The organism is Aeromonas sp. MaB10011B (genome assembly GCF_017939325.1).
Taxonomy (GTDB): Bacteria; Pseudomonadota; Gammaproteobacteria; order Enterobacterales; family Aeromonadaceae; genus Aeromonas; species Aeromonas caviae.
In genome coordinates this window covers 18,985-45,582 of the sequence record NZ_JAGKRK010000019.1, presented here as the reverse complement: position 1 = coordinate 45,582, position 26,598 = coordinate 18,985, and the positions used below count along the sequence as shown (strand labels likewise).

22 protein-coding genes and 1 pseudogene are annotated in these 26,598 nt (G+C 64.6%); 11 read left to right on the top strand and 12 right to left on the bottom strand.

Annotated features, from left to right (window positions below; translation table 11 throughout):
- Positions 1-204, top strand: a pseudogene (locus tag J9893_RS07650) (IS1595 family transposase); the annotation flags it as partial.
- 11 nt (positions 205-215) lie between these two features.
- Here the strand turns inward: J9893_RS07650 and J9893_RS07645 are convergent.
- The gene (locus J9893_RS07645; RefSeq protein WP_210599787.1) at positions 216-1,601 is read right to left on the bottom strand and encodes a hypothetical protein; all 1,386 of its coding nucleotides are present in this window, start codon (positions 1,599-1,601) and stop codon (positions 216-218) included.
- A gap of 219 nt (positions 1,602-1,820) precedes the next feature.
- On the opposite strand from J9893_RS07645, the gene J9893_RS07640 reads away from it, so the two are divergent.
- A complete protein-coding gene (locus tag J9893_RS07640; protein ID WP_039040821.1) occupies positions 1,821-2,138 on the top strand; it encodes a DUF1496 domain-containing protein in 318 nt (105 codons plus the stop codon).
- Positions 2,139-2,957: 819 nt separating this feature from the next.
- On the opposite strand, the gene J9893_RS07635 is transcribed toward J9893_RS07640, so the two are convergent.
- Positions 2,958-4,406: a catalase gene (locus tag J9893_RS07635; protein ID WP_041211893.1), complete on the bottom strand. Its 1,449-nt coding sequence runs from the start codon at positions 4,404-4,406 to the stop codon at positions 2,958-2,960.
- Between the two features lie 152 nt (positions 4,407-4,558).
- Here J9893_RS07635 and J9893_RS07630 point away from each other — a divergent pair, with 152 nt between their 5' ends.
- Positions 4,559-5,047 carry a GNAT family N-acetyltransferase gene (locus tag J9893_RS07630; protein WP_010675925.1) on the top strand — a complete coding sequence of 163 codons (489 nt, stop codon included), beginning with the start codon at positions 4,559-4,561 and terminating at the stop codon, positions 5,045-5,047.
- Entirely contained in the window at positions 5,044-5,901 is an 858-nt protein-coding gene (locus tag J9893_RS07625) for a helix-turn-helix domain-containing protein (RefSeq protein WP_103858348.1), read from the top strand. Before J9893_RS07630 ends, J9893_RS07625 begins: the two co-directional genes overlap by 4 nt.
- Before the next feature lie 69 nt (positions 5,902-5,970).
- Here the strand turns inward: J9893_RS07625 and J9893_RS07620 are convergent, their stop codons facing one another.
- Together J9893_RS07620 and J9893_RS07615 are read right to left on the bottom strand one after the other, a co-directional pair.
- On the bottom strand, positions 5,971-6,870 hold the full coding sequence (locus J9893_RS07620; protein ID WP_042864813.1) for a DMT family transporter: 900 nt from the start codon (positions 6,868-6,870) through the stop codon (positions 5,971-5,973).
- Between the two features lie 109 nt (positions 6,871-6,979).
- Positions 6,980-7,420 carry a DUF2214 family protein gene (locus J9893_RS07615; RefSeq protein WP_039040139.1) on the bottom strand — a complete coding sequence of 147 codons (441 nt, stop codon included), beginning with the start codon at positions 7,418-7,420 and terminating at the stop codon, positions 6,980-6,982.
- A gap of 110 nt (positions 7,421-7,530) precedes the next feature.
- Here J9893_RS07615 and J9893_RS07610 point away from each other — a divergent pair, with 110 nt between their 5' ends.
- Complete coding sequence (locus J9893_RS07610) at positions 7,531-9,135, top strand: sensor domain-containing diguanylate cyclase (protein WP_210599788.1); 1,605 nt, start codon at positions 7,531-7,533, stop codon at positions 9,133-9,135.
- A gap of 23 nt (positions 9,136-9,158) precedes the next feature.
- Here the strand turns inward: J9893_RS07610 and J9893_RS07605 are convergent, their stop codons facing one another.
- From J9893_RS07605 to J9893_RS07580, 6 genes are all read right to left on the bottom strand, one after another.
- Complete coding sequence (locus J9893_RS07605) at positions 9,159-9,818, bottom strand: HAD family hydrolase (protein ID WP_143236965.1); 660 nt, start codon at positions 9,816-9,818, stop codon at positions 9,159-9,161.
- Positions 9,819-9,883: 65 nt separating this feature from the next.
- The gene (locus J9893_RS07600; RefSeq protein WP_143236966.1) at positions 9,884-10,891 is read right to left on the bottom strand and encodes an ABC transporter ATP-binding protein; all 1,008 of its coding nucleotides are present in this window, start codon (positions 10,889-10,891) and stop codon (positions 9,884-9,886) included.
- A 6-nt stretch (positions 10,892-10,897) separates the two neighbouring features.
- Positions 10,898-11,674: an ABC transporter permease subunit gene (locus tag J9893_RS07595; RefSeq protein ID WP_039040132.1), complete on the bottom strand. Its 777-nt coding sequence runs from the start codon at positions 11,672-11,674 to the stop codon at positions 10,898-10,900.
- The gene (locus J9893_RS07590) at positions 11,667-12,563 is read right to left on the bottom strand and encodes an ABC transporter permease subunit (protein WP_143236967.1); all 897 of its coding nucleotides are present in this window, start codon (positions 12,561-12,563) and stop codon (positions 11,667-11,669) included. The genes J9893_RS07595 and J9893_RS07590 overlap by 8 nt, the downstream gene beginning before the upstream one ends.
- Positions 12,563-13,396, bottom strand: coding sequence for an alkaline phosphatase family protein (locus tag J9893_RS07585; RefSeq protein WP_143236968.1), 834 nt, complete (start codon positions 13,394-13,396; stop codon positions 12,563-12,565). Before J9893_RS07585 ends, J9893_RS07590 begins: the two co-directional genes overlap by 1 nt.
- 10 nt (positions 13,397-13,406) lie before the next feature.
- Positions 13,407-14,453 carry an ABC transporter substrate-binding protein gene (locus tag J9893_RS07580; RefSeq protein WP_010675915.1) on the bottom strand — a complete coding sequence of 349 codons (1,047 nt, stop codon included), beginning with the start codon at positions 14,451-14,453 and terminating at the stop codon, positions 13,407-13,409.
- Positions 14,454-14,636: 183 nt separating this feature from the next.
- Here J9893_RS07580 and J9893_RS07575 point away from each other — a divergent pair, with 183 nt between their 5' ends.
- On the top strand, positions 14,637-15,449 hold the full coding sequence (locus J9893_RS07575; protein WP_042016482.1) for a UTRA domain-containing protein: 813 nt from the start codon (positions 14,637-14,639) through the stop codon (positions 15,447-15,449).
- 46 nt (positions 15,450-15,495) lie between these two features.
- Here J9893_RS07575 and J9893_RS07570 read toward each other — a convergent pair whose 3' ends face one another.
- Both J9893_RS07570 and J9893_RS07565 read right to left on the bottom strand, forming a co-directional pair.
- Entirely contained in the window at positions 15,496-16,260 is a 765-nt protein-coding gene (locus tag J9893_RS07570) for a helix-turn-helix transcriptional regulator (protein WP_010675913.1), read from the bottom strand.
- Positions 16,261-16,703: 443 nt separating this feature from the next.
- Positions 16,704-17,618, bottom strand: coding sequence for a LysR family transcriptional regulator (locus J9893_RS07565; protein WP_010675912.1), 915 nt, complete (start codon positions 17,616-17,618; stop codon positions 16,704-16,706).
- 257 nt (positions 17,619-17,875) lie between these two features.
- On the opposite strand from J9893_RS07565, the gene J9893_RS07560 reads away from it, so the two are divergent.
- The 5 genes from J9893_RS07560 (at position 17,876) to recB (ending at position 26,598) form a co-directional block, all read left to right on the top strand.
- Entirely contained in the window at positions 17,876-18,208 is a 333-nt protein-coding gene (locus J9893_RS07560; RefSeq protein WP_041211883.1) for a hypothetical protein, read from the top strand.
- A gap of 30 nt (positions 18,209-18,238) precedes the next feature.
- Positions 18,239-18,925, top strand: coding sequence for a pirin family protein (locus tag J9893_RS07555; protein ID WP_010675910.1), 687 nt, complete (start codon positions 18,239-18,241; stop codon positions 18,923-18,925).
- 83 nt (positions 18,926-19,008) lie between these two features.
- Positions 19,009-19,395, top strand: coding sequence for a DoxX family protein (locus J9893_RS07550; protein WP_143236969.1), 387 nt, complete (start codon positions 19,009-19,011; stop codon positions 19,393-19,395).
- A 232-nt stretch (positions 19,396-19,627) separates the two neighbouring features.
- The gene (recC, locus tag J9893_RS07545) at positions 19,628-22,984 is read left to right on the top strand and encodes an exodeoxyribonuclease V subunit gamma (protein ID WP_143236970.1); all 3,357 of its coding nucleotides are present in this window, start codon (positions 19,628-19,630) and stop codon (positions 22,982-22,984) included.
- A complete protein-coding gene (recB, locus tag J9893_RS07540) occupies positions 22,984-26,598 on the top strand; it encodes an exodeoxyribonuclease V subunit beta (protein ID WP_143236971.1) in 3,615 nt (1,204 codons plus the stop codon). The genes recC and recB overlap by 1 nt, the downstream gene beginning before the upstream one ends.

The following is a 26,598-nucleotide window of genomic DNA, read 5'->3' as shown; positions in this document are numbered from 1 at the left end:
GGCGCGTACCACATCCAGCATGTAAACGGATATCACCGTCGATTGAAAGAGTGGATGGAGCGGTTCCATGGGGTAGCGACCCACTATCTGAGAAATTATCTGGGTTGGCGAAGGATGTTGGAGCGCTACGGGCGGGAAGTGAATGTGCCACGTTGCTTGCATGAGGCGCTGGGGCGCCCCATGCAACACGTAATTGGGACATAGCCTTAAATAAGTCAGTTAAGCAGTTTTTCCAGCTCCGCTTCGGCATCCGCCCTGGCCTGATCGCTCAGGGTGCCGGAAGTCGCTTCCCGCTTCTCGCCCTGTTGCTGTACCGCCTTTTCGGCTTGCTGCTGCGCCGTGGTTGCGGCACTGATGGTGGTGGCGCTGCTGGCAGCTTGCTTGGCGCTGTCGCTCACTGCCTTGGTCGCTTGCTGCTGCGCCGTGGTTGCAGCACTGATGGTCGCTGCGCTGCTGGCGGCCTGCTTGGCGGTGTCGCTCACCGCCTTTTCGGCTTGCTGCTGCGCCGTGGTTGCGGCACTGATGGTCGCTGCGCTGCTGGCGGCCTGTTTGGCGCTGTCGCTCACTGCCTTGGTGGCTTGCTGCTGCGCTGTGGTTGCGGCACTGCTGGCGGCCTGCTTGGCGTTGTCACTCACCGCCTTGGCGGCTTGTTGCTGCGCCGTGGTGGCGGCACTGATGGTGGTGGCGCTGCTGGCAGCCTGCTTGGCGCTGTCGTTCACCGCCTTTTCGGCTTGCTGCTGCGCGGTGGTGGCGGCACTGATGGTGGTGGCGCTGCTGGCAGCCTGCTTGGCGCTGTCGTTCACCGCCTTTTCGGCTTGCTGCTGCGCGGTGGTGGCGGCACTGATGGTCGCTGCGCTGCTGACAGCCTGCTTGGCGCTGTCACTCACTGCCTTTTCGGCTTGCTGCTGTGCGGTGGTGGCGGCACTGATGGTGGTGGCGCTGCTGACGGCCTGCTTGGCGCTGTCGCTCACCGCCTTGGTCGCTTGCTGCTGCGCGGTGGTGGCGGCACTGCCGATCACCTGTCTGGTGGAGTCGGACAGGGCCTTGCTGGCGCTCTGTTGCAGGCCCCCCATCATGGTGCCCAGCAGAGAACTGCCCGCGCCCGTGAGCCCCTGACCGGCACCGGTCAGGGCCGTGGTGGCCGGGGTGGCCTGGGACTGCCAGCCCTGCATGGCGCTGGGCCAGGTCGGGGTGGCGGCCGTCAGGTTTTCCCCGAAGACCTGGGTCGCCCCGTCACCTTTTTGCACCATGACGGCGAGCTGGTTGGTGTCGGCGTTCCAGACCATGCCGGCCTGCTTGGTCACGTCCGGCACGGGGGCGTAGCGGGAGACCACGTAAAAGAGCGGCCCCTCCTGTTGCAGCTCGTCGGCGGTCTTGAGCAGCTGCATGGTGCTCTCGTAGTTGGGCCCCAGCATGGCGGTCATTCTGTCCTTGAACAGCGGCTGCTCGAACAGGTTGGCCTCGTTCGGATCGAAACCGACCAGCGGCTTGAGCAGGGCCCACATCAGCTGGCTGGTGGGGCTCATCATCAGCAGGGGGGCGACACAGGCGGACAACATCAGGCTCAGGCAGGCAGCCTTGAGCAACGGCATGATACGCATTGACAACATATCCAGTTAATTATCTGATTATTAAGGGTTATTCATTACCGCATCCCGGCGATGCCGGTGGGGGCCCACGGCAGAACCCTGACAGGCCTTGGCGGGCGCAGGCAGGCTATCATATTGCTTCCGGAATGCCAGATGAGCCGGCATTTATTGGTCAAGTCGAGGGCTCTGCTGGTCGCTTTACACTTTCACTCCCCCGTGACAGGAATTCCCATGATCCGTTGTGCAGGTTGTCTGCTGGCCCTTGGCTGGCTCTTCCCCGCGTTGGCCGCCCCGGCGTCCAACACCCTCAGCCACTCGGTGGGCACCGAGCTGGTGCTGCCCCTTGGTTCGCTGCCCGAGCGGGTGTGCTGGTATCAGGATCAGAAATACTCCCAGGGGGCCCGTATCCAGCAGGGGGAGCTCTGGCTGGAGTGCGCGCCGCAACAGGCGATGGAGACCAATGGTCCCCTGATCTGGCGAGAGGTGACGACGCCGTCACAGAGTGGTGAACCGGAGGGCAACCAGCGGACGATCCGGGTGGGCCAGTGAGCCTTTTCTTGATCCAGCTACAGACACGGGCGTGATCTCTATCGCATAATGCGGCTCTTTCTTCTCTTGACTGGGATCTAAGCAATGGCTCGTCGCTCTTCCAATGCACAACGTCGTCGCAGTAGCTGGTGGTACAAACGCTTGTTGGCAAGGGAGCGGGAAGAGCGCGAAGCGCGTTCCGTCCGGGATTGATACTGCATTGAACAACGGAGCCTCGGGCTCCGTTTTTATTGGTGACTAAACGTGCATTACCACAGACAGGTTTATTACCACAGGTGGATAATGATGCCGTTCTGCCAGTGCACAACGTCGTTGCCGCCGTGAGCTGGCGGTACCAACCCTTGTTGGCAAGGGAGTGGGAAGCACGCGAGGGCGCTGCGTCCAGGATGGATACGGCATTGAAAAACGGAGCCTCGGGCTCCGTTTTATGGGTGACTAAACGTGCATTACCGCAGGCAGGTTTATTACCACAGGTGGACAATGGTGCCGCTCTGCCAGTGCACAACGTCGTTGCCGTCGTGAGCTGGCGGTACCAACCCTTGTTGGCAAGGGAGCGGGAAGCACGCGAGGGCGCTGCGGCCGGGATGGATACGGCATTGAAGAGCGGAGCCTCGGGCTCCGTTTTTATGGGTGACTAAAAGAGCATTACCGCAGGCAGATTTATTACCACAGGTGGATAATGGTGCCGCTCTGCCAATGCACAACGTCGTTGCCGTCGTGAGCTGGCGGTACAACCCCTTCATTCAGCAAAGACCGTCATGCGAGAACGGGGGCCATCGGGCCCCCGTTTTGCTTTTGCAGAGGTTGGCTGCCTGCGACTCAGCGTTGCAGGGCGGCCAGGGCCAGCTCGACCCGCTTGGCGTACTCGGGATCGGCCTGCTCGAAGTGCCTGAGCTGGGCCGCGACGATGGCGTCATCCTCCACATTGATGAGGGAGCGAGCCAGGTTGGCGGCGAGGCGGGCGCGCTGCCCCTCGTCCATCAGGCGGAAGAGATCCCCCGGCTGGCTGTAGTAGTCGCTGTCGTAGTCACGAAAATCGTAGTGCAGGGCAGCCCCTTCCAGACTCAGGGCCGGTTCGTGCTGCTCGCTCGGCTGCTGGGTGCCGAAACGGTTTGGCTGGTAGTTGGGGCTGGCGCCGCCGTTGCTGTCCGCCCGCATGGCGCCGTCGCGGTGGGCGCCGTGGTGGAACGGGCAGCGCGGGGCGTTGACCGGCAGCAGGCCGTGGTTGACGCCGAGGCGATAGCGCTGGGTGTCACCGTAGGAGAAGAGCCGCCCCTGCAACATGCGATCCGGCGAGAAGCCGATGCCGGGCACCACGTTGGCCGGGGTGAAGGCGGCCTGCTCCACGTGGGCGAAGTAGTTGTCCGGGTTCTGGTTGAGCTCAAGCACCCCCACCGGGATCAGCGGGTAGTCGCTGTGCGGCCACACCTTGGTGAGGTCGAACGGGTGGATCTTGTAGGTCTGGGCTTCGGCCTCCGGCATCACCTGCACATAGACCTTCCAGCGCGGGAAGTCCCCCCGCTCGATGGCGTTGAACAGATCCGCCTGGCTGGTCTCTCTGTCCTGACCGACGGCAGTGGCCGCCTCTTCATCGGTGTAGAAGCGGTGGCCCTGCTCGGTCTTGAAGTGGAACTTGACCCAGAAGCGCTCGTTCGCGTCGTTGATGAAGCTGAAGGTGTGGCTGCCGTAGCCGTTCATCTCCCGCAGGCTCCTGGGGATGCCGCGATCGCTGAAGAGGATGGTGACCTGGTGCAGGGATTCCGGGTGGCGGGACCAGAAGTCCCAGGCGGCGGTGGCGCTGCGCAGGTTGGTGCGGGGATCCCGCTTCTGGGTATGGATGAAGTCGGGGAATTTCAGGGGATCGCGAATGAAGAACACCGGGGTGTTGTTGCCCACCAGATCCCAGTTGCCCTGCTCGGTGTAGAACTTGAGGGCGAAGCCGCGCACGTCACGCTCGGCGTCGGCGGCCCCCTTCTCGCCGGCCACGGTGGAGAAGCGCAGGAACACCGGGGTCTGCTTGCCGACGGCGTTGAACAGGTCGGCCTTGCTGAAGGCGCTGATGTCGTGGGTCACGGTGAAGGTGCCGTAGGCGCCCGAGCCCTTGGCGTGCACCACCCGCTCGGGAATGCGCTCGCGGTCGAAGTGGGCGAGTTTCTCCATCAACCAGATGTCTTGCATCAGGACGGGGCCGCGGGGGCCGGCGGTGAGGCTGTTGTTGTTGTCGACGACGGGGGCGCCGTTGGCGCTGCGCAGGGTCTTGTCGGTCATGGCAGGTCTCCTTGTGATGAGTCGCCAGACTAGGGGAAGTGGGGGAGCGGCTCCAATGGAGTGTGCCTAACCCTTTGATTGGTTTCGCTGATGGGGGTGGAAACAGACGCCAGCCTTGCGGCAAGATGGGATTCAGCCAATCAGGAGGTCTCATGTCCATCACCATTCGCCGCGCCGGGCCGGAAGATGCCGCCGCCCTGCGGGATCTTCACGCCATGCCCCATGCCCAGGCGGGCACCCTGCAACTTCCCTTCCCCTCCCTGCAGCAGTGGGAGCAGAAGCTGACCCCGCGGGATGGCATCTACAGCCTGCTGGCGGAGTGGGAGGGGGAGGTGGCGGGCGCGCTGGTCCTGATGGTGGAGCCGGCCCCCCGTCGCCGCCACGTGGCGAGTATCGGCATGGCGGTACACGATGACTGGGCCGGGCGCGGGGTGGGCACCGCCCTGATGCAGGCTGCGCTGGATCTGGCGGACAACTGGCTCGGCTTGACGCGGGTGGAGCTGACGGTCTGGGCCGACAACCAGGCGGCCCTGGCCCTCTATCGCAAGGCGGGCTTCGTGGAGGAGGGTGTAGCCCGGGATTACGGCCTGCGTCATGGGGTGCTGGTGGATGCCCTCTACATGGCCAGGGTGCGCCGATGATCGACTATCGCGAGCGCCTGACGCCGGTGCTGCGGGCACTGGAGCAGGATCCGGATCTCTCCATCGAGGCGCTGGCGAGTCGCGCCTGCCTCTCCCTCTACCATTTCCACCGGGTATTCACCGCCGTGGTGGGGGAGGCCCCCGGCGAGATGTGCCGCCGCCTGCGGATGCAGCGGGCGGCGTGGCAGCTCTGCTACACCGATGCCAGCGTCACCGCCATCGCCCTGGGGGCGGGGCTTGGCAGCTCCCAGGCTTTCGCCAAGGCGTTTCGTCGTCACTATGGTTGTACCCCGGGGGCGTTTCGCCGCGACAAGGGCAAAAACGGACACTTGGATCGCAAGGAAGGACACGCATGGCAAGGGGCACTCCCTTATGCTGAAGGCCACTCATCAGCAAGGAGCAACACCATGAACACCGTCGAGATGGACGCCCGCACCCTGGCCTATATCCGCGTGACCGGCCCCTATGGCGAAGGGTATGACGCCGTCTGCCATCGCCTTCACCAGTGGGCCGCGCCCCGTGGCCTGGAAGGGGGAGAGTGGATCTTCATCTACCACGACAACCCCGAGGTGACGCCGCCGGCCCAGTGCCGCACCGATATCGGCATCAGCGTACCGGTGGGGACCCGGGGAGCGGGGGAGGTGGAGATCCAGCACATCCCCGCCGGACGCTACGCCCAGTCCCGCTATCTCATCACGGATCGCAGCCAGTACGGGGAGCGCTGGCAGGAGCACATCGGCGATATCGTCGCGGCCGGGCTCGCCTTTGGGGACGGCCCCTGCTTCGAGCTCTATCACAGCGTGAGCAATGACCCCCTGCGCGATGACGTGAGCTTCTGCTCCAGCGTGCGCTAGGCAGGCGGCAATAAAACGAGGCGCCTTTGGGCGCCTCGTTTAATTTGGGGTCCATGACCACCGCAGATATCAGGGCTGGCTGGGCACCTTGTTGCGGCGGGACTTCCACCACCAGCGAAGCCGGATCTGGGAGATGAGCATCCCCGCCAGCATCAGGGCGCAGCCGACCACGGCCCGTTCGTCCAGATGTTCCCCCAGCAGCAGGACACCGCCGATGGCGGCGAACACCGTCTCCAGGCTGAGGATGATGGCGGCGTGGGCCGGATGGGCACCGCGCTGCCCCACCACCTGCAGGGTATAGCCGATGCCGACCGAGACCAGACCGGCATAGAGCAGCGCCTGCCATCCCGCCACGGCACCACTCGCCGTCGGGGTCTCGATGACGAAGGCCGTGGCCAGGCTGAGCAGGCCGCACACCACGAACTGCACCCCGGCAAGACGAATGGGGGCGACCCGGTTCGAGTAGTGATCCAGCACCAGCAGATGCACGGCCCAGAACAGGGCCCCGATCACTTGCAGCAGATCGCCGTAGCCGATGGTGAACTCCTCGGTGACGCTGAGGTAGTAGAGCCCGGCCATGGCGATGAGGGCGCCTACCCAGGTGTTGGCCCCGGTCTTGTGGCGCAGGGCCAGGCCGATGACGGGGACCAGAATGATGTAGAGGCCGGTGATGAAGCCCGCCTTGGCGGCCGTGGTGTAGAGCAGCCCCACCTGTTGCAGGGAGGCGGCGGAGAAGAGCACGGTGCCGGCGATGAGGCCCCCGGTCAGCAGCAGGCGGTGATCACCGGCAGGCTGGGGCGGCTGGCGTGACTTGAGCCACCACAAGAGCGGCAGCAGGGAGAGGGCGCCCAGCAGGAAGCGCAGGCCGTTGAAGGTGAAGGGCCCCATGTGATCCATCCCCAGACGCTGGGCGACGAACCCCAGCCCCCAGATGGCGGCGGCCATCAATAACATCATGTTTGAACGCATACGGAATCATCCCTGAGAAAGAGTCTCGGCGGCACTCGGGCCCCGCCATTACGATACCTGCGAGAAGGGGCGTTTGTCGTCAGCCATTTGTTGCCGGGCGAGGGCAGGATCAGCGGCTGGCCAGCTTGGCGAGCAGGGGCAGCAGGGCGAGCAGCAGCAGGTTGCCCCTAAGGATCCAGATCACCCAGAACTGCTGCTGGGTGGAGACAAGGGGAGCCCGTCCCTGGCGCAAAGATCGGCGCCAGTGGTGGAACAGCCGGCTGGGATAGCCAAAGCTGATGGCCATGGCGAAGAACATCAGCAGCTTGGTGCGGTAACCCGGATTGGCAAGCAGGATGGCCGGTGGCTGGGGATGGGCGACCACCAGCAGCACGCCCGTGATGAAGATGAGCAGCAGGGCCAGGGCGGCCAGGCTGTCAGCCAGCAGCAGCTTGCGCACCTGCTCGATGGACATGCCGCGCCGGAACAGGAAATACTCCGAGGTGATGGCACCGGTCAGGGTGATCACGGCGCAGTAATGGAGGGCAGTCAGCAGTTCCGGTTTCAACATCCAGGCCAGTTCCTTCTCGTTGGCCACATGATGCGCTTCCCTTTGGACGCCATCAGGTGGGGCTGATATTCTGACACTACACGATGTCAGGGGATAGCATGGAGTCAGGGTTGGATAAGCGAGCAGTCTCCAAAAAGACCTGGTCCCTGGTGGCACGGATGCGCCTGGGCCTGCTTCTGCTCTTCATTCCCGTCCTGATGCTGGGCGCCATCTACTACCTGCACATGGAGCGCAGCCTGCAGCGAGAGCTGCAACAGCGCCTGCTCGCCACCAATCACCAGTTGCGCCACGTCTTCATCGAGCCCTACCTGAACGAGATGGAGCGTCAGTTCTCCCTCATCTACGACCAGATCAAGGTGGAGGACATCAGCGGCCCCCGTCTGCGCAACACCGACTCCTATCTCAGGGAGTGGCGTCTCTACAAGGGGGTGATGGCGGATCTCATCTACATCTATGTGGGCACCGCCGAGCGCCAGATGCTGATCTACCCCGAATGGCAGGCGGATGCGGACTTCGATCCCAGGGTGCGCCCCTGGTATCAGCTGGCCAGCCAGCATGTGGGCAAGATGGTCTGGACCGAACCCTACTACGACTACACCAACGGCACGCTGGTGATCGCCCTGGCGCGGGCCATCACCGACAAGGAGGGCAAGGTGCGGGGGGTCTTCGCGGTGGATGCCATCCTGGCCCCCTTCTCCGCCCAGCTGAACCGGCAGTGGAACAGCGGTTACCAGATGATCGTCAACCAGTCGGGCAAGGTGCTGGCCCACCCCGATCCCTCACAACTGCTCAAGCCCATGACCCACCCGACCTGGCTCTCCCGCTTCAGCGGGGAGGACGGCATCTTCCTGGATCAGGCGTCTCGCCAGTTCGTGGCCTACAGCCGCCTGCCGGACCACAACTGGGTGCTGATCAGCGTGTTGCCCGCCTCCAGCATCCAGGCGGTGGTGGCGAGTGCCTCCCTCAACGTGCTCGGGATCATCGTGCTGGCCAGCGTGCTCTACATGGTGCTGGCACTGATCTGGTCCCGTTATTTCAGGCGGATGCTGGACGAGATCGCCACCGTGATCCGGGCCAGCCGGACCCAGCCTGACGAGGTGCACCAGGGGGGGATGCGCGAGCTCAGGCACGTCTATGCCGAGCTGGCGGAGGTGAGCAAGGATTATCACGAGGTGCGCCAGCAGGCGAACCTCGACAAGCTGACCGGCCTTTACAACCGGCGCTTCTTCGACGAGCGGTTGAATCGGCTGCTGCTCGATCAGGACCGCTTCTGCCTGGCCATGATCGATCTGGACGGTTTCAAGCGGATCAATGACACCTATGGTCACCAGACCGGGGACGTGGTGCTCAAGCGGGTGGCCAGCTTTGGCGCCAAGCTGCTGGGGGATCATGGCTGGGTATGCCGCTATGGCGGGGAAGAGCTGGTGGTGCTGTTCGCCAATCCGGACATCCACTTCTGCCAGATGCTGCTGGAGCAGTACAGGATTGGGGTGGCCTCCCTGCACTGGCGTGAACCCGGTCTTGGGATCACCTTCAGCGGCGGCCTGGTGGCGAGTGCCCCCGGGCTTGGGGCCAGGAGCCTGCTGACCATGGTCGATGCCGAGGTCTATCGCGCCAAGGGTGACGGCAAGAATCGCATCTACATGGTGGATCCCCTGGCTCCCCGGGACGACTCGCCCTCAGGGGATGGCATGTTGAGCAAAGAAGAGGCCTGAGGGCCTCTTCTTCATTGCGCGGATCAAGGGTGCAACTGCCAGGTCCAGAGGGGCCAGCCCAGCTCCTCGGCGCACTGGCGCAGGGCGGGGGCCGGATTGACCGCATGGGGATGGCTCACCGCCCGCAGCATGGGCAGATCGTTGTGGGAGTCGCTGTAGCCAAAGCTCCCCTGCCAGAGGTGTTCCTTTCCGGCAAAGAGCTGGTTGATGCGGGCCACCTTGCCTTCGCGAAAACTCAGGGTGCCGCGGGTCTGACCGGTCAGCATGCCGGCTTCCTCGTCGAGCAGGATGGCCACGCAGTGATCCATCCCCAGCATCTGCGCCATGGGGGCCACCAGATGCTCGCCGGAGGCGGAGATGAGCACCAGCTCGTCGCCACGCTGGCGATGCCACTCGATGCGGGCCAGCCCCTCGGGGTAGAGACGCTCCCGCAGCACCTGTTCGGCAAAGTGGGTGCAGAGGGAGTCGAGCCACTGGCGCGTCCTGCCTGCCAGCGGTTGCAGGGTGAAGGCCATGTACTGGTGCATGTCCATCTTGCCCTGATGGTAGAGGGACATCATGGCCTGCTCCTCGGCCACCATGCCCGCCGGGGCCAGCTCCTGGGCCACCATGTACTCCAGCCAGAGGCTGGCGGAATCCCCCGCTATCAGGGTCTCGTCCAGATCAAACAGTGCCAGGGCCATGGCTGCTCCTCGGGTTGGCTGCCAGCATCGGGGTACTGGTTGAAAAATGAATGGGATTCATGGCGTTATGCTACCTCACAGAGTTGATCCCGGGCCACCACCAGGGTCACGGCGCTGCCCACCGGCAGCAGATCGCCGGCACGGCGGTTGAGGCAATCCACCGTCAACAGCCCTGCCTCGCACTCCACCTGATAGCGGATGACGTTGCCGAGCAGCTGCTGCTGGCGAACGATGCCGGGCAGGCTGGGCTCGTGGCTGACCGCCCCTGCAGGCAGCAGGGTGATGGACTCCGGCCGCAGCGCCAGCTTGCCGCGAAAGCGCGGGCCGAACAGGGATTTGGCCTGCTCGCCACCCAGCAGGTTGTAGTTGCCGATAAAGCCCGCCACGAACTCGCTGGCGGGGCGGGTGTAGATCTGCTCTGGCGTGCCGCTCTGGACGATGGATCCCTTGTTCATCAGGAAGATCCGATCCGACAGGGTCAGCGCCTCCTCCTGATCGTGGGTCACGAAGATGGTGGTGAGCTCGAGGCGCTGCTGGATCGCGCGGATCTGCTGGCGCAAGCTGCGGCGGATGCGGGCATCCAGCGCCGAGAGCGGCTCATCCAGCAAGAGGATCCGGGGTTGCACCACCAGGGCGCGGGCCAGCGCCACTCGCTGGCGCTGGCCGCCGGAGAGTTCGCCCGGATAGCGGCGCTCGAAACCGGTCAGCTCCACCAGCGCCAGCGCCTCTTGCATGCTGGCGGCGAGATCCCGCCCCGGCTGGGGCTTCATCTTGAGGCCGAAGGCGACGTTGTCCCACACCGTCATGTTGGGGAAGAGCGCATAGCTCTGGAACACCATGCCGATGCCCCGCTTCTGGGGCTCCTGCCAGGTAATGTCCTCACCGGCCACCCGCACCTGACCGCCATCCACCGGGGTGAGCCCGGCCAGCGCCCGCAGCAGGGTGGATTTGCCGCAGCCGGAGGGGCCGAGCAGGGTCACCAGCTCCCCCTTGCGGATGCCGAATTCAATCCCCTCGAACACCTTGGTGTCGCCGTAGGATTTGTGCAGTTGATTCACTTCTAGATGGAACATGTTGATTCACCGATGAAATCTGTTAGCTGCCCAGGTGAGCAGCAGGGTCAGCAGGAAGTAGCTCATCACCAGTGCGCTGGTGAAGTGGCCCGAGGTGGCGCGCATGTTGTAGAGGTAGACCTGCAGGGTCTCGTAACGGGTGCCCACCAGCATGTTGGCAAACACGAACTCCCCGAGCAGGAAGGAGAGGGAGAGAAACAGCGCCGCCAGCAGTCCCTTGCGCAAGCAGGGGATCACCACCAGCAGGAAGGCGCGGGCACTGCTGGCCCCCAGCAGGTGAGCGGCATCCATCAGATCTTTCAGCGGCACCCCTTGCAGGCTGTTGGCCAGCGCCCGGTACATGAAGGGGAGCACCACGGTGAACCAGGTGCCGATCAGGATCCAGGGGGTGCCGATGATGGGCAGGACGCCGTCGGCGTAGATCTGCAGCAAGCCCACCGAAGAGACCACCGGCGGCACCGCGAAGGGGAGCAGGATCAAGAGGTTCATCCAGGGATCCAGCCTGGGGAAGTAGTAGGCCACCACCAGTACGGTGGGCACCAGCACCAGGGTCCCCAGCAGCAGGGTGGCGAAGCAGACCAGGAGGCTGCGGCCAAAGGCCGCCAGAAAGCGCGGGTCGCCCCAGAGTTTGAGATACCAGTCGAGGGTAAAGCCGTCCGGCAGCAGGGTCGCCCCCCAGCGGGTGGAGATGGAGTAGAGAAAGGTGGCCAGCAGCGGCAGCAGCAGGGTGGCGACCAGCGCCCCCAGCACCCATCTGGGCCAGCGCGGCGTCAAATCATGCATGGGATTGCCCCTTGTTCACATAGCTCTTTTTCAGCAACCACTGGTTGGCGGCCGTCACCACCCCCAGCAGTACCATCAGGATCACCGCCAGCGCCGCCGCGAGATTCGGCTCGAGGAAGATGTCGCCGGAGACCAGACTGGCCACCCTGATGGTCACCAGGTTGAAGTTGCCGGTGGTGAGGGCGTAGGCGGAGGCATAGGCTCCCACCGCGTTGGCAAACAGGATGATCAGGGTGCCGAGCAAGGCGGGCGTCAGCACCGGCAGCGCCACGTGCCACACATACTGCCCCCTGCTCGCACCCAGCAGGGCGGCGGCCTGGGGCCACTCATCCTGCAGGGCGTCGAACGCCGGGTAGAGCAGCAGCAACGCGAGCGGGATCTGGAAGTAGGTGTAAATCAGGATAAGACCGCTGCCCGAATAGAGGTTGAAGCCATCGATGAGGCCCCAGGATTTGAGCAGCAGGGTCACCGCGCCGTTGATGCCGAGCACGATGATGAAGGCGAACGCCAGCGGCACGCCGCTGAAGTTGCCCGTCATGGTGACGAAAGCCAGCAGCACCCGCTTGACCCGCTCGCCACAGTGGCGCAGCGCCGCGGCCCCGAGGGTGCCGATGGCGAGCCCCGCCAGGCTGGCGATGCCGGCGATGCGCAACGAGTTGCCGAAGGATTGCAGATAGAAGGGGGAGCTCAAAATCTCCCGGTAGTGGTCGAGACCCCAGCCATCGGGGGTCTGGACGCTGCCCACCAGCACCCACACCATGGGGGCGAGCTGGAACAGGATCATCAAGAGGACAAAGGGCAGCAGCACGAGGGCCGGCAGCCAGTGGCGGCGCACCCGGCGTGGCTTCACCTGTTGGTCCGCGAGGATCTCGGTGGTGGCAGGCATCATCAGTGCACCTCGCGCATAAAGGCCGCCTTGAGCAGCGGGGGGGCTGCCGGCTTGTCGTGGGGAACTCCCAGCAGATCCGCCATCAGGGCGCAGAGCTGGGTCTGGGCGATCGCCACCCCATCCGGCCAGCGCTCGACGAAGGCATCGCCAAAGAGCCAGAGTGGCACGGTGCGCTCCTCGGCCAGGGTGCCGCCATGGCTGAGATCGTTGTTCATGCCGTGATCCGAGGTGATCACCACCTGATACCCCTCCGCCAGCCACTGGGGCAGCAGGTCGGCCAGCAGGCTGTCCATGCGGCGCGCCTGATTGCGGTACTGGCGGGAATCGAGGCCAAACTGGTGGCCCGCATCGTCCACTCCCATGGGGTGGATCAGCAGAAAATCGGGGTCGTACTGGCTGCGCAGCCACTCGCCGTCCATCAGCAGATGGCTGTCGGGGTAGCCGTCGTCCCAGTAGAAGCAGCCGTGCTGGATGGGCAGTTGCTCATCGTGAGTGAAGCGATCGCGGGCCGCCAGCCAGGGGCTCTGGTTGTAGAGCTCGCTCACCCAGTGGTAGGCCGCCGCTGCGGTGCGTTTGCCCGCGGCCCGGGCCAGATGGAAGATGGCGTCGTGTTGGCTCAGGCGCGTCACCCCGTTGTGGGTGATGCCGCTCGCCACCGGCAGCACGCCGGTCAGGATGCACTCGTAGAGAGGGCGGGAGAGGGAGGGCAGGGCGGCACTCAGGGTCGTATGCAGGCCGCGTTCTGCCTCCACCATGCCACAGAGGTAGCCCATGCAATGGGCTACCTCTGCTGCCAGGCCATCCACAAGTACCACTATCACCTTGTGTTGCACTGGCCACTCCTTACTGCATGTTGATCATGACGGTTTCCTGCCACTGGCGCGGCAGGGCCTTGGAGCTCTGCTCCCAGGCGGCGTGATCCTGCACCGGCTTAGCGTTGGCATACTGCTCGGCCGGCAGCAGCTTGGCCTTGACGTCATCCGGCAGGGTCACGTTGCTGCGAATGGGGCGGGCGTAGCCACGGGCCAGGTTGATTTGACCGGCATCGGAGAGGATGTATTCCCGCGCCAACTTGGCGGCGTTGGGGTTCTTGGCCCACTTGTTGATGATGGTGGTGTAGCCGGCGATGACGGAGCCGTCGCTCGGGATCACCACATCAAACTTCTTGGGGTCGATCTGGTCGCGGTAGTTGAGGGCGTTGAAGTCCCACAGCACCCCCACTTCCACTTCGCCTTTCTCGATGTTGGCGATGGTCGGGTCGTTCAGCGACAGACGGCCCTGCTTGGCCAGCTTGCCGAACAGATCCAGGGCGGGTTTCAGATTCTTCTCGCTGCCGCCGGTGGCATAGGCCGCCGCCAGCACGCCGTTGTTGGCCTGGGAGGCGACGCCTACGTCACCCAGGGTCACCTTGTAGTCGCCACCCAGCAGGGATTGCCAGCTGGTGGGGGCGGCCTTGACCAGATCCTTGTTGATCAGGAAGGCGATGGTGCCGGTATAGGCCAGCATCCAGTGGCCATCCGCATCCTTGGCCCAGTTGGGAATGTCGGCCCAGGTGGAGGGCTTGTAGGGCTGGGTGACCCCCTGCTTGACCGCCACCGGGCCGAAGGCGCCGCCCACGTCGCCGATGTCGGCGGTGGCGTTGGCCTTCTCGGCGGCGAACTTGGCGATCTCCTGGGCGGAGCTCATGTCGGTATCCTGATGCTTGATGCCGTAGATGCTGCCGAGCTGCTGCCAGGTATCCTTCCAGTTGGCCCAGCTGTCCGGCATGCCGACGCTCTGGAGCTGGCCCTCACCGCGGGCGGCTTTTTCGAGATCCGCGATGTTCTCGGCGGCAAACAGCGGTTGACTGATGGCCACCAGGGCCAGTGCACTTGCGATCACGCTTTTCATCATCCCATCCCTCTGGACTAGGTCAGTTAAGGTTCGAGAGGGATGCTAGAGGGGAAATATGACGGTGGCGGGGCGCTTTGATGGCAGTTTCGTGACAATCGCCCTGTCATGGCGCTGTCATCAGGGGCGGTTACAACTCGGGGTCGACAACCTCTGGTCTACTCCAGTGGTGTGCAAACCCGAATGACCGACAGGGATGTGACAGTGACAGAGCGATTGAGTGAACAGGGGATGACTGATGGCCGCATACCCTCCAAGTGCGAACAGATTTGCCGGACCCTACGCCGCTATATCGGCAGCGGACACCTGGCGGCGGGGCAGCAGCTGCCCGCCGAACGGGCCCTGAGCGAGCGATTCGCCACCACCCGCATCACCATCAAGGAGGCGCTCTCCAGCCTCGAGGCGGACGGCCTCATCTACCGGGCCGAGCGGCGCGGCTGGTTCGTGGCGCCGCCCCGCCTCACCTACGATCCTGCCATCCACACCCACTTTCACCAGTGGATTGGCGAGCAGCAGCGCACCGCCGAGACCCGGGTGCTGGCTCATGGCAACCAGCTTGCCAGCAGCGAGTTGTGCCGCTGGATGGGTCTGGAACCCTTTACGCCGCTCTACGAGATCCGCCGCCAGCGGCTGATCGACGGTCGCCCGGTGCTGCACGTCAGCCATCACCTGCTGGCGAGCCGCTTCCCCGGCATCGCCAGCGCTCCTCTGGCCAGCTCCCTCACCGAGCTTTACCGGCAGCGCTATGGCATAGGCCAGGGCTGGGCGAGCCTCGAGATCACCCCCTCGGCGGCCCGGGGAGAGATAGCCCGCGCCCTCAACCTGGCCCAGGGGAGCGCCGTGCTGCGCTTGGTGCGGGTCAATCATGACGAGGAGGGGAAGCTGGTGGATTGCGACATCGAGCACTGGCGACCGGACGCCATCCGCATCTGCCTGGATACCCGGGCACTGCAACCGCTCGCCACCGGCGCGCGGCAGGTGCAACTGGCAGAGTAGCGGCGTTCTAGCACTGACATGGCGGATCCCGCAGGATCCACCGGGATCAGTTGTCGATGTTGGGGATCAGATCGTCGAAGCTCTGGTAGCCGCAGTCCGCCAGTTGCAGCGACATGGTGTAGGTCTTGCTGCCCTCCCGCTGGCCGATGGCGGGGCGGTTGAGCTTGAGCTCCTGATGCCAGTACTCCTTCATGCGATCGATCAGCGCCATGGCCTCGCTCTCTCCCAGATGGAGCTGGCACAGGGCCATGTAGTTGTTGGGCCTGTGCATGTTCTCCACCAGATAGTCCCCCAGCACCGACATGGCCTGGCGCGCCTGCTGGCGGGCGAAACGGCTGTGCTGCTCGAAGCTGATGCGCTCGCTGATGAGGAAGTGGTAGCTGTTGTCGATGCCAAGCTGCAGGATGCCGAGCTTCTCCAGCTTGCGCAGATAGAGGTAGCAGGAGGCATCGGTCAGGCCGTACTCCCGCTTGAGATCGATAAGGGTCTTGTCGCGCCAGAAGATGTTGGCGAGGAAGGCATAAAGCCCAGGCTCCTTGTGAAACGCCTCATCCTGCTCCTGGGTAAAGACGGCCCGGCGGCTCTGGGCATCCTGGGTCCGGTCCAGCAGCTCTTCGAAGGAGAGTCCCACCAGATGGCAGATCTCCAGCAGGGTGTCGAACGGCAGGGAGGGCTTGTTCATCATGCGCTTCACGGTGGCGATGGAAACTCCCATGGCTTCTGCCAGGGTCTGATAGCGGATCCCCTTGTCGGTCAGGGTTTTCTTCAGGGTGTCGAGGATGTGATTGGCCAGTGTCTGGCTGTAGGTCATGCAACTATTCCTTTATCTGCATTTTTAGTCGTGTCAGAAATTGAGTGGTTTGTCTGTATCGGGCTCAAATTTTGACACCTAGAAAAACCAGAGGAGGGTAACCCGGTGATAATGGCGGAAATGGCCTGACCAGTTGTGGTGCAAGGTGGCAGAAAGTGACACTCGGTGGTGCATATCCTTCAACCTTTCAACATTTTGCTGGTGATGCATATTACATCGCACATAATTCAACACGAATCGGATTCAATACCTTCCTGGTTGAGAAAACGATTGTTTGCTTCCAATTTAAGGGTTTTTTTAACCGCAAGGTTTTATTCTTTCCTGGCATTGAGCGGAACTCGCAAGAGGTCCGCTTTTTTTCTTTTCTCCGAATCTGAGCCCGTCGTCAAGAATGGGGCGCAGTTTTGGTACTTCCTGCGCCACCGACCCCGGAAGGCAGTCCTTTATTCCCCCTGACCGGCAAACAGCTTGGGGATCTCCCGCACCAGCCAGCTCTTGGCCTTGCCCATGGTGTCTCGCCGCCAGGCCAGCACGACCTGGATCTGGTGGCGATATTCGGGACTGATCACCTTGAGTCTGCCCGCCTTGATGTCCTCTTCAATCCAGCGTTGCGGCATGGTGCCGATGCCGAGCCCCGCCAGCAGGGCGTCCCGCTTCTCCCCCATGGTGCTGACGGTCAGGCGCGGCTGCTTGTCGAGCAGGCGGTAGGTGAGCACCGGCTTGCGCAGTGCCGTGTCGGCTACCGCGATGGCGCGATAGCGGCGCAGGGTCTCGTCCGCCAGGGGCTCGGGTTCCTGATGCAGGGGGTGATCGGGGTGGGCGACGTAGAGCATCACCTCCTCCCTGAGCACCTGGTGCTTGATGCCGGTCATGGCGATATCGGCATTGAGAGAGGAGATGAGCAGGTCGGCGCGGCCATCTTCCAGGCACTCCCAACTGCCCGCCAGCACCTCGGCGCGAAACCTCAGCCGGGTATCGGTCTGTTCGGCCAGCCGATCCACCAGGGGGTAGAGAGCCTGTACCGGCATCAAGGCATCGACGGCGATGGTGATGTCGGTCTCCCAGCCACGGGAGAGGGCCCGGGTCTCCCCCACCAGGTGCTCGGCCGCCTCCAGCAGCACCCGGCCCCGCTCCAGCAGCATGCGGCCCGCCGGGGTGAACTTGGTCCTGTGGCCGCTGCGGTCGAACAGCATGGCGTCCAGCTCGTCTTCCAGCTTTTGTACCGTGTAGCTCAGCGCCGAAGGCACCTTGCCCAGCTCGTCGGCCGCCGCCGCGAAGCTGCCACGGCGGTCGATGGCGTCCAGCACCCGGATCGCCTCCAGGGTCAGCGCCCGCTCCTTGTTCGATTCCTTGGCCATATCCTACCTTCAATTTTTTTGAATGTGTTTACCAGATTATCTCGCTAACAACTTAGGGGAAGTCACTTTAATATTCAATCAACGCTTAGGCAGGAACGCCTGGCAGCCAAATAAAAGGTAGTTCCGGGCTGAGACATCCCCAAACACGATGTCTGATGTCAGCAAAAGAACAACATAGTATTTGAATGATCTCTTGCATGGATGCATTGATTCGGGCCCAAGGGGCCTTGGCAATGACATAAAACCCAAGAGAGTGAATGAACATGAAAAACGTAATCAAGATGCTGGCCGTTGCAGGCCTGATGACCGCAGGTGCCGCCCAGGCTTCCGTTCCCGCTGACTTCAATGCCGCCCCGGGCGTGCTGTTCGTCAACTGGAGCGCCACCGCCGCGATGGACGGCAAGGCCAACCCCATGCTGGAGGTGCGCGACGAGTCCGGTGATCTGCTGGCTTCCGTCCACGCCAACCTGATGGGCACCCAGCAGGTCGCCATCCCGAGCCGTACCCAGGGCAAGCTGACGGTGAGCCTGGGCAACGAAAGCAGCAGCTACCGCATCCCCTTCGGTCTGGGTGACGGTCGCCAGCGTTAATGAACCAACTTGGTCAGTGAGGAGCACACCATGATGAAATTGAGAGCCGCAGAAGCACGGGGCAAGGCCAACTTTGGCTGGCTGGATGCCCGTCACAGCTTCTCTTTCGGTCACTACTATGACCCGGAATGGATGGGACACTCTGCCCTGCGGGTCATCAATCAGGATCGGGTGGCGCCGGGTGGCGGTTTCGCGACCCACCCTCACGCCAACATGGAGATCCTCACCTGCGTGCTGCAAGGCACCATAGAGCACAAGGACAGCCTCGGCCACGCCGAGCAGATCCCGGCGGGGGATTTCCAGCTGATGAGCGCAGGGTCCGGCATCCGGCACAGCGAGTACAACCCCTCGCAAACCGAGCCGCTCTCCCTGCTGCAAATCTGGATCGAGCCGAATGAACACGGCACGACCCCGGGTTATCAGCAGAAGAAGATTGAAAACAAGCCCGGGATGACGCTGGTGGCGTCACCGGACGGCGAGGCGGGATCCTTCAGGATCCGCCAGCAGGCCAGAGTGTGGCGTCTGCAGCTCGCAGAAGGGGAAACCCTGGAGTGGGCACTGCAAGGGCGTCATGGTTACCTGCACATGATTTCAGGGGAGCTGACCGGCAACGGTCTGGCTGCCCGACCCGGCGACGGGCTGCTCAGCCGCGACGAGTCGAGCTGGGTGCTCACCGCCTCCAGGGGGAGTGAAGCCCTGCTGTTTGACCTGCCTTGATAGAAAAATCTTGGCGAAATGAATGAGTTAACAATTAGCTTTTACACTGTAAATACCATGATGGTAAGCAAAGGAATATGACGATGGACAAGATGAAAGATGTGGCACTGCTGGTGGGTCGTGTACTGCTGGCGCTGATGTTCGTGATGGCTGGCTGGGGCAAGATCGGCGGTTACGCCGGTACCCAGGGTTACATGGAAGCCATGGGCGTGCCCGGGTTCATGCTGGTGATCCTGCTGGAGCTGGGTGGCGGTCTTGCCATCATGCTGGGCCTGTTTACCCGCAGCCTCTCCGTGCTGCTGGCCGGTTTCACCCTGATGGCCGCCTTCATCTTCCACTATCAGCCTGCCGAGCAGATGCAGATGCTGATGTTCATGAAGAACGTCTCCGTGGCCGGTGGTTTCCTGGCCCTGGCGGCGGCCGGCCCTGGGGCTTTCAGCCTGGATGCCCGCCTCGGCAAGCACTGGTAATACCCTGACGTTTCAAGTTTTCCAACGCCTTTTGGCCGGTGCCCTGCACCGGCTTTTTTGTGCCCGCTTCCCGGGGATGCCATCTGTGTGACGGCGCGCAGTCCGGACGCCACAAGTGCCTTTTGCATCTTATCCCCCGATCCCCGACAATCCCGATTCGCGTGCCGTGACGGGAATGCCAGAGAGTGTCCCCCCGCGCACCCCCTCTTCATGAAATTGGCGGGAGTCGTCCATGTTTACCCTCTACCACTCCAATCAGCTGGATCTGCTCAAGGAGCTGCTGGTGAGCCGCATCCGGCAGGCTCCGCTCTCCCACCCCTTCGATCGGGAGCAGATCCTGGTGCAGAGTCCCGGCATGGCCCAGTGGCTCAAGCTGGAGCTGGCCAAGGCGTTCGGCATCGCCGCCAACATCGACTTTCCCCTGCCCGCGAGTTTCATCTGGGAGATGTTCACCCGGGTGCTGGCGGACGTGCCCCGCCAGAGCCCCTACAACAAGGGGGCCATGAGCTGGCACCTGATGACCATTCTGCCCACTCTGCTCGGCAGACCCGCCTTTGCGCCCCTCGCGGCCTATCTGGGGGGCAGTGACGGGGCGGTGCCGGAGCAGGTGCGGCTCTGGCAGCTCTGCCAGAAGGTGGCGGATCTGTTCGACCAGTATCTGGTCTACCGGCCGGACTGGATCGCCCGCTGGGAAGAGGGGGAAGGATTGAGCCAGGAGCTGGCCGGGGTGAGCGGTCAGGATTGGCAGCCCGAGCTCTGGCGCGAGCTGGTGGCCCGCACCCTGGCCCTCAGCCCCAGCGGCTACCACCGCGCCAACCTCTACGAGGCCTTCATCCACGAGCTGGAGCGCACCCGGGATCTGCCGGGCAGGCTGCCGCAACGGGTCTTCGTGTTCGGCATCTCGGCCCTGCCGCCCCGCTATGTGGAAGCCCTGCTGGCCCTCGGCAGCCGCCCCGAGGTGGAGGTACACCTGTTTGTGACCAACCCCTGCCGTTACTACTGGGGGGACTTGCTCGATCGCAAGACCCTGGCGCGCCTCGAAAACAAGCTCAAGCCCGGCACGGATCTCGAGACCCTGCAGGGTCCCGCCAACCCCTTGCTCGCCTCCATGGGCAAGCTGGGGCGCGACTACCTGCACCAGCTGATGGAGCTGGAGGTGCCGCAGATCGAGGCCTTCGTCGACATCGAGGATCGCGACGATGAGGGCAGAGTCACCTTGCTGCGGGCCATCCAGAAAGACGTGCTGGAGCTGGCGGAACGGGGGGCTGGCGAGTTCAATCTCGATGCCAGCCACCACAAGAGCCCTGTCAGCCTGGATGACGGCACTTTGCAGATCCACGCCTGCCACGGCCCCATGCGGGAGCTCGAGGTGCTGCACGACCGGCTGCTGGCCCTGTTCGAGCAGGATCCCACCCTCACCCCCAAAGACGTGGTGGTGATGATGCCGGACGTCAACAGCTACGGTCCCTACATCCAGGCCGTCTTTGGCAAGGAGGGCGGCAAGGGGCGGGGCGGGGCCCGCGGCCAGATCCCCTTTGCGATCTCCGATCGGGCGGCGAGCCAGGAGAGCCCGCTGCTGCAAAGTTTCCTCGCCCTGCTCAGGCTGCCGAACGCCCGCTTCGGGGCGGGGGAGCTGCTCGCCATCCTGGAGGTGCCCGCCGTGCTGCGCCGCTTCGAGCTGGACGACGACGAGTTCAACGTGCTGCGGCGCTGGGTGCAGGAGACCGGCATCCGCTGGGGGCTGGATGACGACTATCCCGAGCGCTTCGCGCTGCCGCGTCTGTCCGGCAACAGTTGGCTGTTCGGCCTGCGGCGCATGCTGCTGGGCTTTGCCATGGGGGACGGGGAGCCGGTGGCGGGGATCCTGCCCTATGCGGACATCGAGGGGCAGCAGGGGCTGATCCTCGGCAAGCTCGCCTGGTTCGTCGACTCCCTGGCGGAATTTCTGCCCCGGCTGCAACAGGCGCAGCCGCTGGCCGAATGGCACGCCTGCCTGCTGGCGCTACTGGAGCGCTTCTATCTCGCCGACGAGGATGAAGAGCGCCAGCTCCAGCTCATCCGCAGCCAGCTCACCGACTGGCAGGCCCAGCTCGGCGAGGCCCGCTTCGAGCAGGCCATCAGTGCAGACCTCTTGCAGGACTACCTCGGCAGCGTGCTGGGGGAGTCCCGCTCCAGCCAGCGCTTCCTCGCCGGTCAGGTCAACTTCTGCACCTTGATGCCGATGCGCTCCATTCCCTTCCGCCAGGTCTGCCTGCTCGGCATGAACGACGGCGTCTACCCGCGCACCCTGCCCCCCATGGGCTTCGATCTGATGGCGGTGGCCTCGCGGCGCGGGGACCGATCCCGCCGGGATGACGACCGCTACCTCTTCCTCGAGGCGCTCCTCAGTGCCCAGCAGGGGCTCTACATCAGCTATCAGGGGTTCAGCGCCCAGGACAACAGCGAGAAGGTACCCTCCGTGCTGCTGGCGGAGCTCATCGACTACGTGCGCCAGGGCTTCGTGCTGGCGGGGGATGAAGATCTCGACGACGACACCTCGGGCCGGCGGCTGCTCGAACACCTGATCGTGGCGCACCCCCTCACCCCCTACAGCCCGGCCTACTTTTACCCCGAACCCGGCTCCGGTCTCTTCACCTATGCTGCCGACTGGCTGCCGGCCCTGAGCCCGGAGCGGGGGGCCGCCAACTTCCAGAGCGGCGATCTGCCCCTGCCCGCGGAGTGGGGCAGGGAGCAGGGGCTGGAGCTGGCGGAGCTGCTGCGCTTCTATCGCCAGCCCGCCAGGTACTTCCTCAACCGCCGCCTCAAGGTGTGGTTCGAGCTGGAGGAGGCGACCATCGAAGACAGCGAGCCCTTCGAGCTGGACGGCCTGCAGCACTATCAGCTCAAGGCGCTGCTGCTGGATGCCCATCTGACCGAAGGGGAGAGCGAGGCCCGTCGCCACCGGCTGCAACTCTCCGGCCTGTTGCCGCAAGGGTGGTTCGGCAGCCTGCTGCTGGAGGAGATCGACGGCGAGATGGGCAAGCTGGCGGCGCGGCTGCGTCCCTGGACGGGGGACAAACAGGCGGTGGAGATCGACATCGCCCTGGCCCAGGGGCAGCTTCAGGGCTGGATAGACACCCAGAAGGGACGAGCGTTGGTGGTCAAACCCGGCGGCTTCAACGGCAAGGATCTGCTGCTGGCCTGGATCCAGCACCTTTGCCTCTCATTGAGCAGCGCCCCCGGCGACACCCTGCTATTCGATGCCAAACAGAGTCTGCGGCTGCCAAGGCTTGCGGCGGACGAGGCGCGGCCCAGGTTGGCGGCCCTGGTGGCCCTCTGGACCCAGGGGATGAAGCGGCCGCTGCCCTTCTTCCCGAGCACCGCCTGGGAGTGGCTCAAGGCGATCGAGAAGGATCCGGCAAAGCCGGAGGAGGCCGACAAGGCGGCGCTTGCCCGCTTCAACGGCGGCTACATGGTGACGGGAGAGGGGCAGGACGTCTATGTCGCCCGCTGCTTCCCGGAACTCGATGACGAGGTGCTGGCCCAGTTGCAGGGGCTGGCCCGTGAACACCTGACCCCGCTCCATCAGGCGCTGGAGGAGTTGCAATAATGGCTAACCCGCTCAATCCCCTGCGCTTTCCCCTCTATGGCGAGCGGCTGATCGAGGCCTCCGCCGGGACCGGCAAGACCTATACCATCGCGGGCCTCTATCTGCGCCTCTTGCTGGGCCACGGCCCGGTTATCGAAGAAGCAGGCGAGGAGGGGGGAGACGCCGGTCAGCCCTGTGCCCACGAGCGGCCCCTGTCGGTGACCGAGATCCTGGTGGTGACCTTTACCGAGGCGGCCACCGCCGAACTGAGGGGGCGGATCCGCGCCCGCATCCACGAGGCGCGTCTCGCCTTTATGCGCGGTCACAGCACGGATACCCTGCTGGCCCAACTGCTGGTGGAGGTGGAGGATCACGACCTGGCGGCCCGTCGCCTGCTGGCCGCCGAGCGGCAGATGGACGAGGCGGCGGTCTTCACCATCCACGGCTTCTGCCAGCGGATGCTCAGGCAGAACGCCTTCGAGTCGGGCGCCCTCTTTGAAACCGAATTTTTGACCGACGACAGCCGGCTCCGGCTGCAGGCGGTGAGTGACTACTGGCGCGCCGAGTTCTATCCGGTGGACCAGCCCCTGGCCCGGGCGGTGCGAAGGCTCTGGCCGAGCCCCGCCGCCCTGCTGCGGGAGATGGGGAGCTGGCTCGACAACGACGAGCTGGAGATCCGCCCGGTGGCGGGGGACGAGACCCTGGCGGCGCGGCACAGCGTCGCCATGGCCCGCATCGGGGCGGTGAAAGCCGGGTGGCTGGCGCAGACGGACGAGATCCGCCGCCAGACCGAGGGGCAGATCAGCCGTTACACCGGCAAGAACTATGAGGGCTGGCTTGCCAAGATTGGCGACTGGGCGCAGGACGAGACCAGCGGCTACGTCCTGCCCAAGGAGCTGGAGCGCTTCGGCCAGCAGGCGCTGGAGGAGAACCTCAAGAAGGGGGGAGCGGTGCCCACCCTGCCGCTCTTTGGCGAGATAGACGCCCTGCTGGCGAGCCGACCCGGCATCCGGGATCTCGTCTTGCAGCGGGCGGCCAGGGTGGTGCGCAGCCGAATGCAGGAGAGCAAGCGCCAGGCCCATCAGCTCTCCTTCGACGATCTGCTGCGGGATCTCGACGGGGCGCTCGGCTCGGGCCTGGGGGAGCGGCTGTGCGAGCGCATCCGCACCACCTACCGGGTCGCCATGATCGATGAATTCCAGGATACCGACCCCCAGCAGTACCGCATCTTCCATCGCCTTTACGGCGGTCACCAGGACACGGCGCTCCTGATGATCGGCGACCCCAAGCAGGCCATCTACGGCTTTCGTGGCGCGGACATCTTCACCTACATCCAGGCGCGGCGAAATGTGAGCGCCCACTACACCCTGGGGCGCAACTGGCGCTCAAGCCGCGCCCTGGTGGCGGCGGTCAACGGCCTGTTCGAGCGGGCGAAGGATCCCTTCATCTACGAGGCGGACATTCCCTTCCTGCCGGTGGAGGCGCAGGGCAAGAGCCGGGCACTGCTGATCGAGGGGCAGAGCGCCCCCGTGCTGCACTGCTGGCAGCTCACCGGTCAGCCCACCTTCAACAAGGGGGAGTACCAGAGCAGGATGGCCCGCGCCACGGCGGCGGAGATCCATCGCCTGCTCACGCTGGCCCGGGAGGGCAAGGCGATGCTCGGCAGCGAGCCGGTCAGGGCCGGGGATATCGCCGTGCTGGTGCGCACCGGCGCCGAGGGCAAGCTGGTGCAACAGGAGCTGGCGCGCCTTGCCATCGCCTCCGTCTATCTGTCGAACCGCGAGAGCGTGCTGGCCCAGGTGGAGGCGCGGGAGATCCTGCTGATCCTGCACGCCTGCCAGAACCCGAGCGATGAGCGAAGCCTTAGGGCGGCGCTCGCCACCGGCCTGTTCGATCTCGATGCCAGGGCCCTGGACGCGCTGGCCTCGGACGAGCGGGCCTGGGAGAACGCGGTGCAGGAGTTCATGGGATACCGCGCGGTCTGGCATCGCCACGGGGTGCTGGCCATGCTGCGGGCCCTGATGCACGGGCGCAACCTCGCCGCCTCCCTGCTGGCGAGCCCCTACGGGGAGCGGCGGCTGACCAACTTCCTCCATCTCGGCGAGCTGCTGCAACAGGCGAGCGGCGAGCTGGACGGGGAGTACGCCCTGCTGCGCTGGCTCGGGGAGGCGGTGAGCCAGCCCAACGGCCAGGACGGGGAGCAGATACTTCGCCTGGAATCCGAGCGCAAGCTGGTGCAGATCGTCACCATCCACAAATCCAAGGGGTTGGAGTACCCGCTGGTCTTCCTGCCGTTCATTTGCAGCCACCGCGCCGCTGACACCCCCCTGTTCCACGAAACGGGGGAGGCGGGCAATCGTACCGTGCTCGATCTCACCGGCGCCGAAGAGTCCCTGGCCGAGGCCGACAAGGAGCGCCTCGCCGAAGACTTGCGCCTGCTCTACGTGGCCCTGACCCGGGGGGTCTACGCCACCTGGCTCGGGCTGGCGCCGGTGCGCTCCGGGGCGGGCAAGTCGGAGAAGACCGACCTGCACCGCACCGCCATCGGCTACCTGCTGCAAAAGGGGGAGGAGGGGGACGCCGGGACACTGGCGACCGCCCTCACCGACCTGGCCCAGGCCCTGCCGGGGGTGGCCGTCGGTGAGCCCTCGCTCACCCGCCCGGCCCCGCTGCCCGCCGAGGCGGAGAAGCCGGGGGAGCCCACCGTGCGCGCGTTCCAGGGGCAGCTTGAGCGGGACTGGTGGATCAGCTCCTACTCCGGGCTCGCGGCCCAGGGCAACGGCCACGGCAAGGGGGTGCTGGCCAACCCCGGCTTCGACGACGAGGTGGCCACCGAGGCAGCCGTCACCGTGCAGGAAGAGGAGGCGCCCGCCCCTTCCATCTTCACCTTCCCCAAGGGGGCGCGTCCCGGCACCCTGCTCCACAGCCTGTTCGAGACCATCGACTTCGAGCACGCGAAGGGCGAGTCACTGGCACAGCACATCGCCGCCCTGCTGACCCAGGAGGGGTTCGACGAAGGCTGGGCCCCCGTGCTGCAACAGCAGGTGGAGGCGGTGCTGGATACTCCCCTTGAGACCGGCCTTGGGGATCCGGTGCGGCTGCGGGATCTGGCCCCCGAGCGCAAACAGGTGGAGCTGGAGTTCTTCCTGCCCATGGGGCGGGTGACGGCACCGGCGCTCACCGCACTCTGCCAGCAGCACGACCCCCTGTCGCGGGGCGGCAAGCCGCTCGGTTTTGCCACCGTGCAGGGGATGCTCAAGGGCTTTATCGACCTGGTGTTCGAGTGGCAGGGGCGCTGGTATCTGCTCGACTACAAATCGAACCACCTTGGCATGAGCCCCGCCGATTACGGCCGCCCGGCCCTGGAGCGGGCCATGCGCGAGCATCGCTACGATCTGCAATACCAGCTCTATTCGCTGGCCCTGCACCGGCTGCTCGCCTTGCGGCTGCCGGGCTACGATTTCGACCGGCATTTTGGCGGGGTCTTCTATCTCTTCCTGCGCGGCATGCCGCAAGGGGGGGTATTCCATACCCGTCCGAGCCGTGAACTGGTGCTGGGGCTGGACGAGTTGTTTAGTAAAGGTGTGACGTCTGACGATCATCGTTTAGAAAAATCGAACGAGGCGGAGGCATGA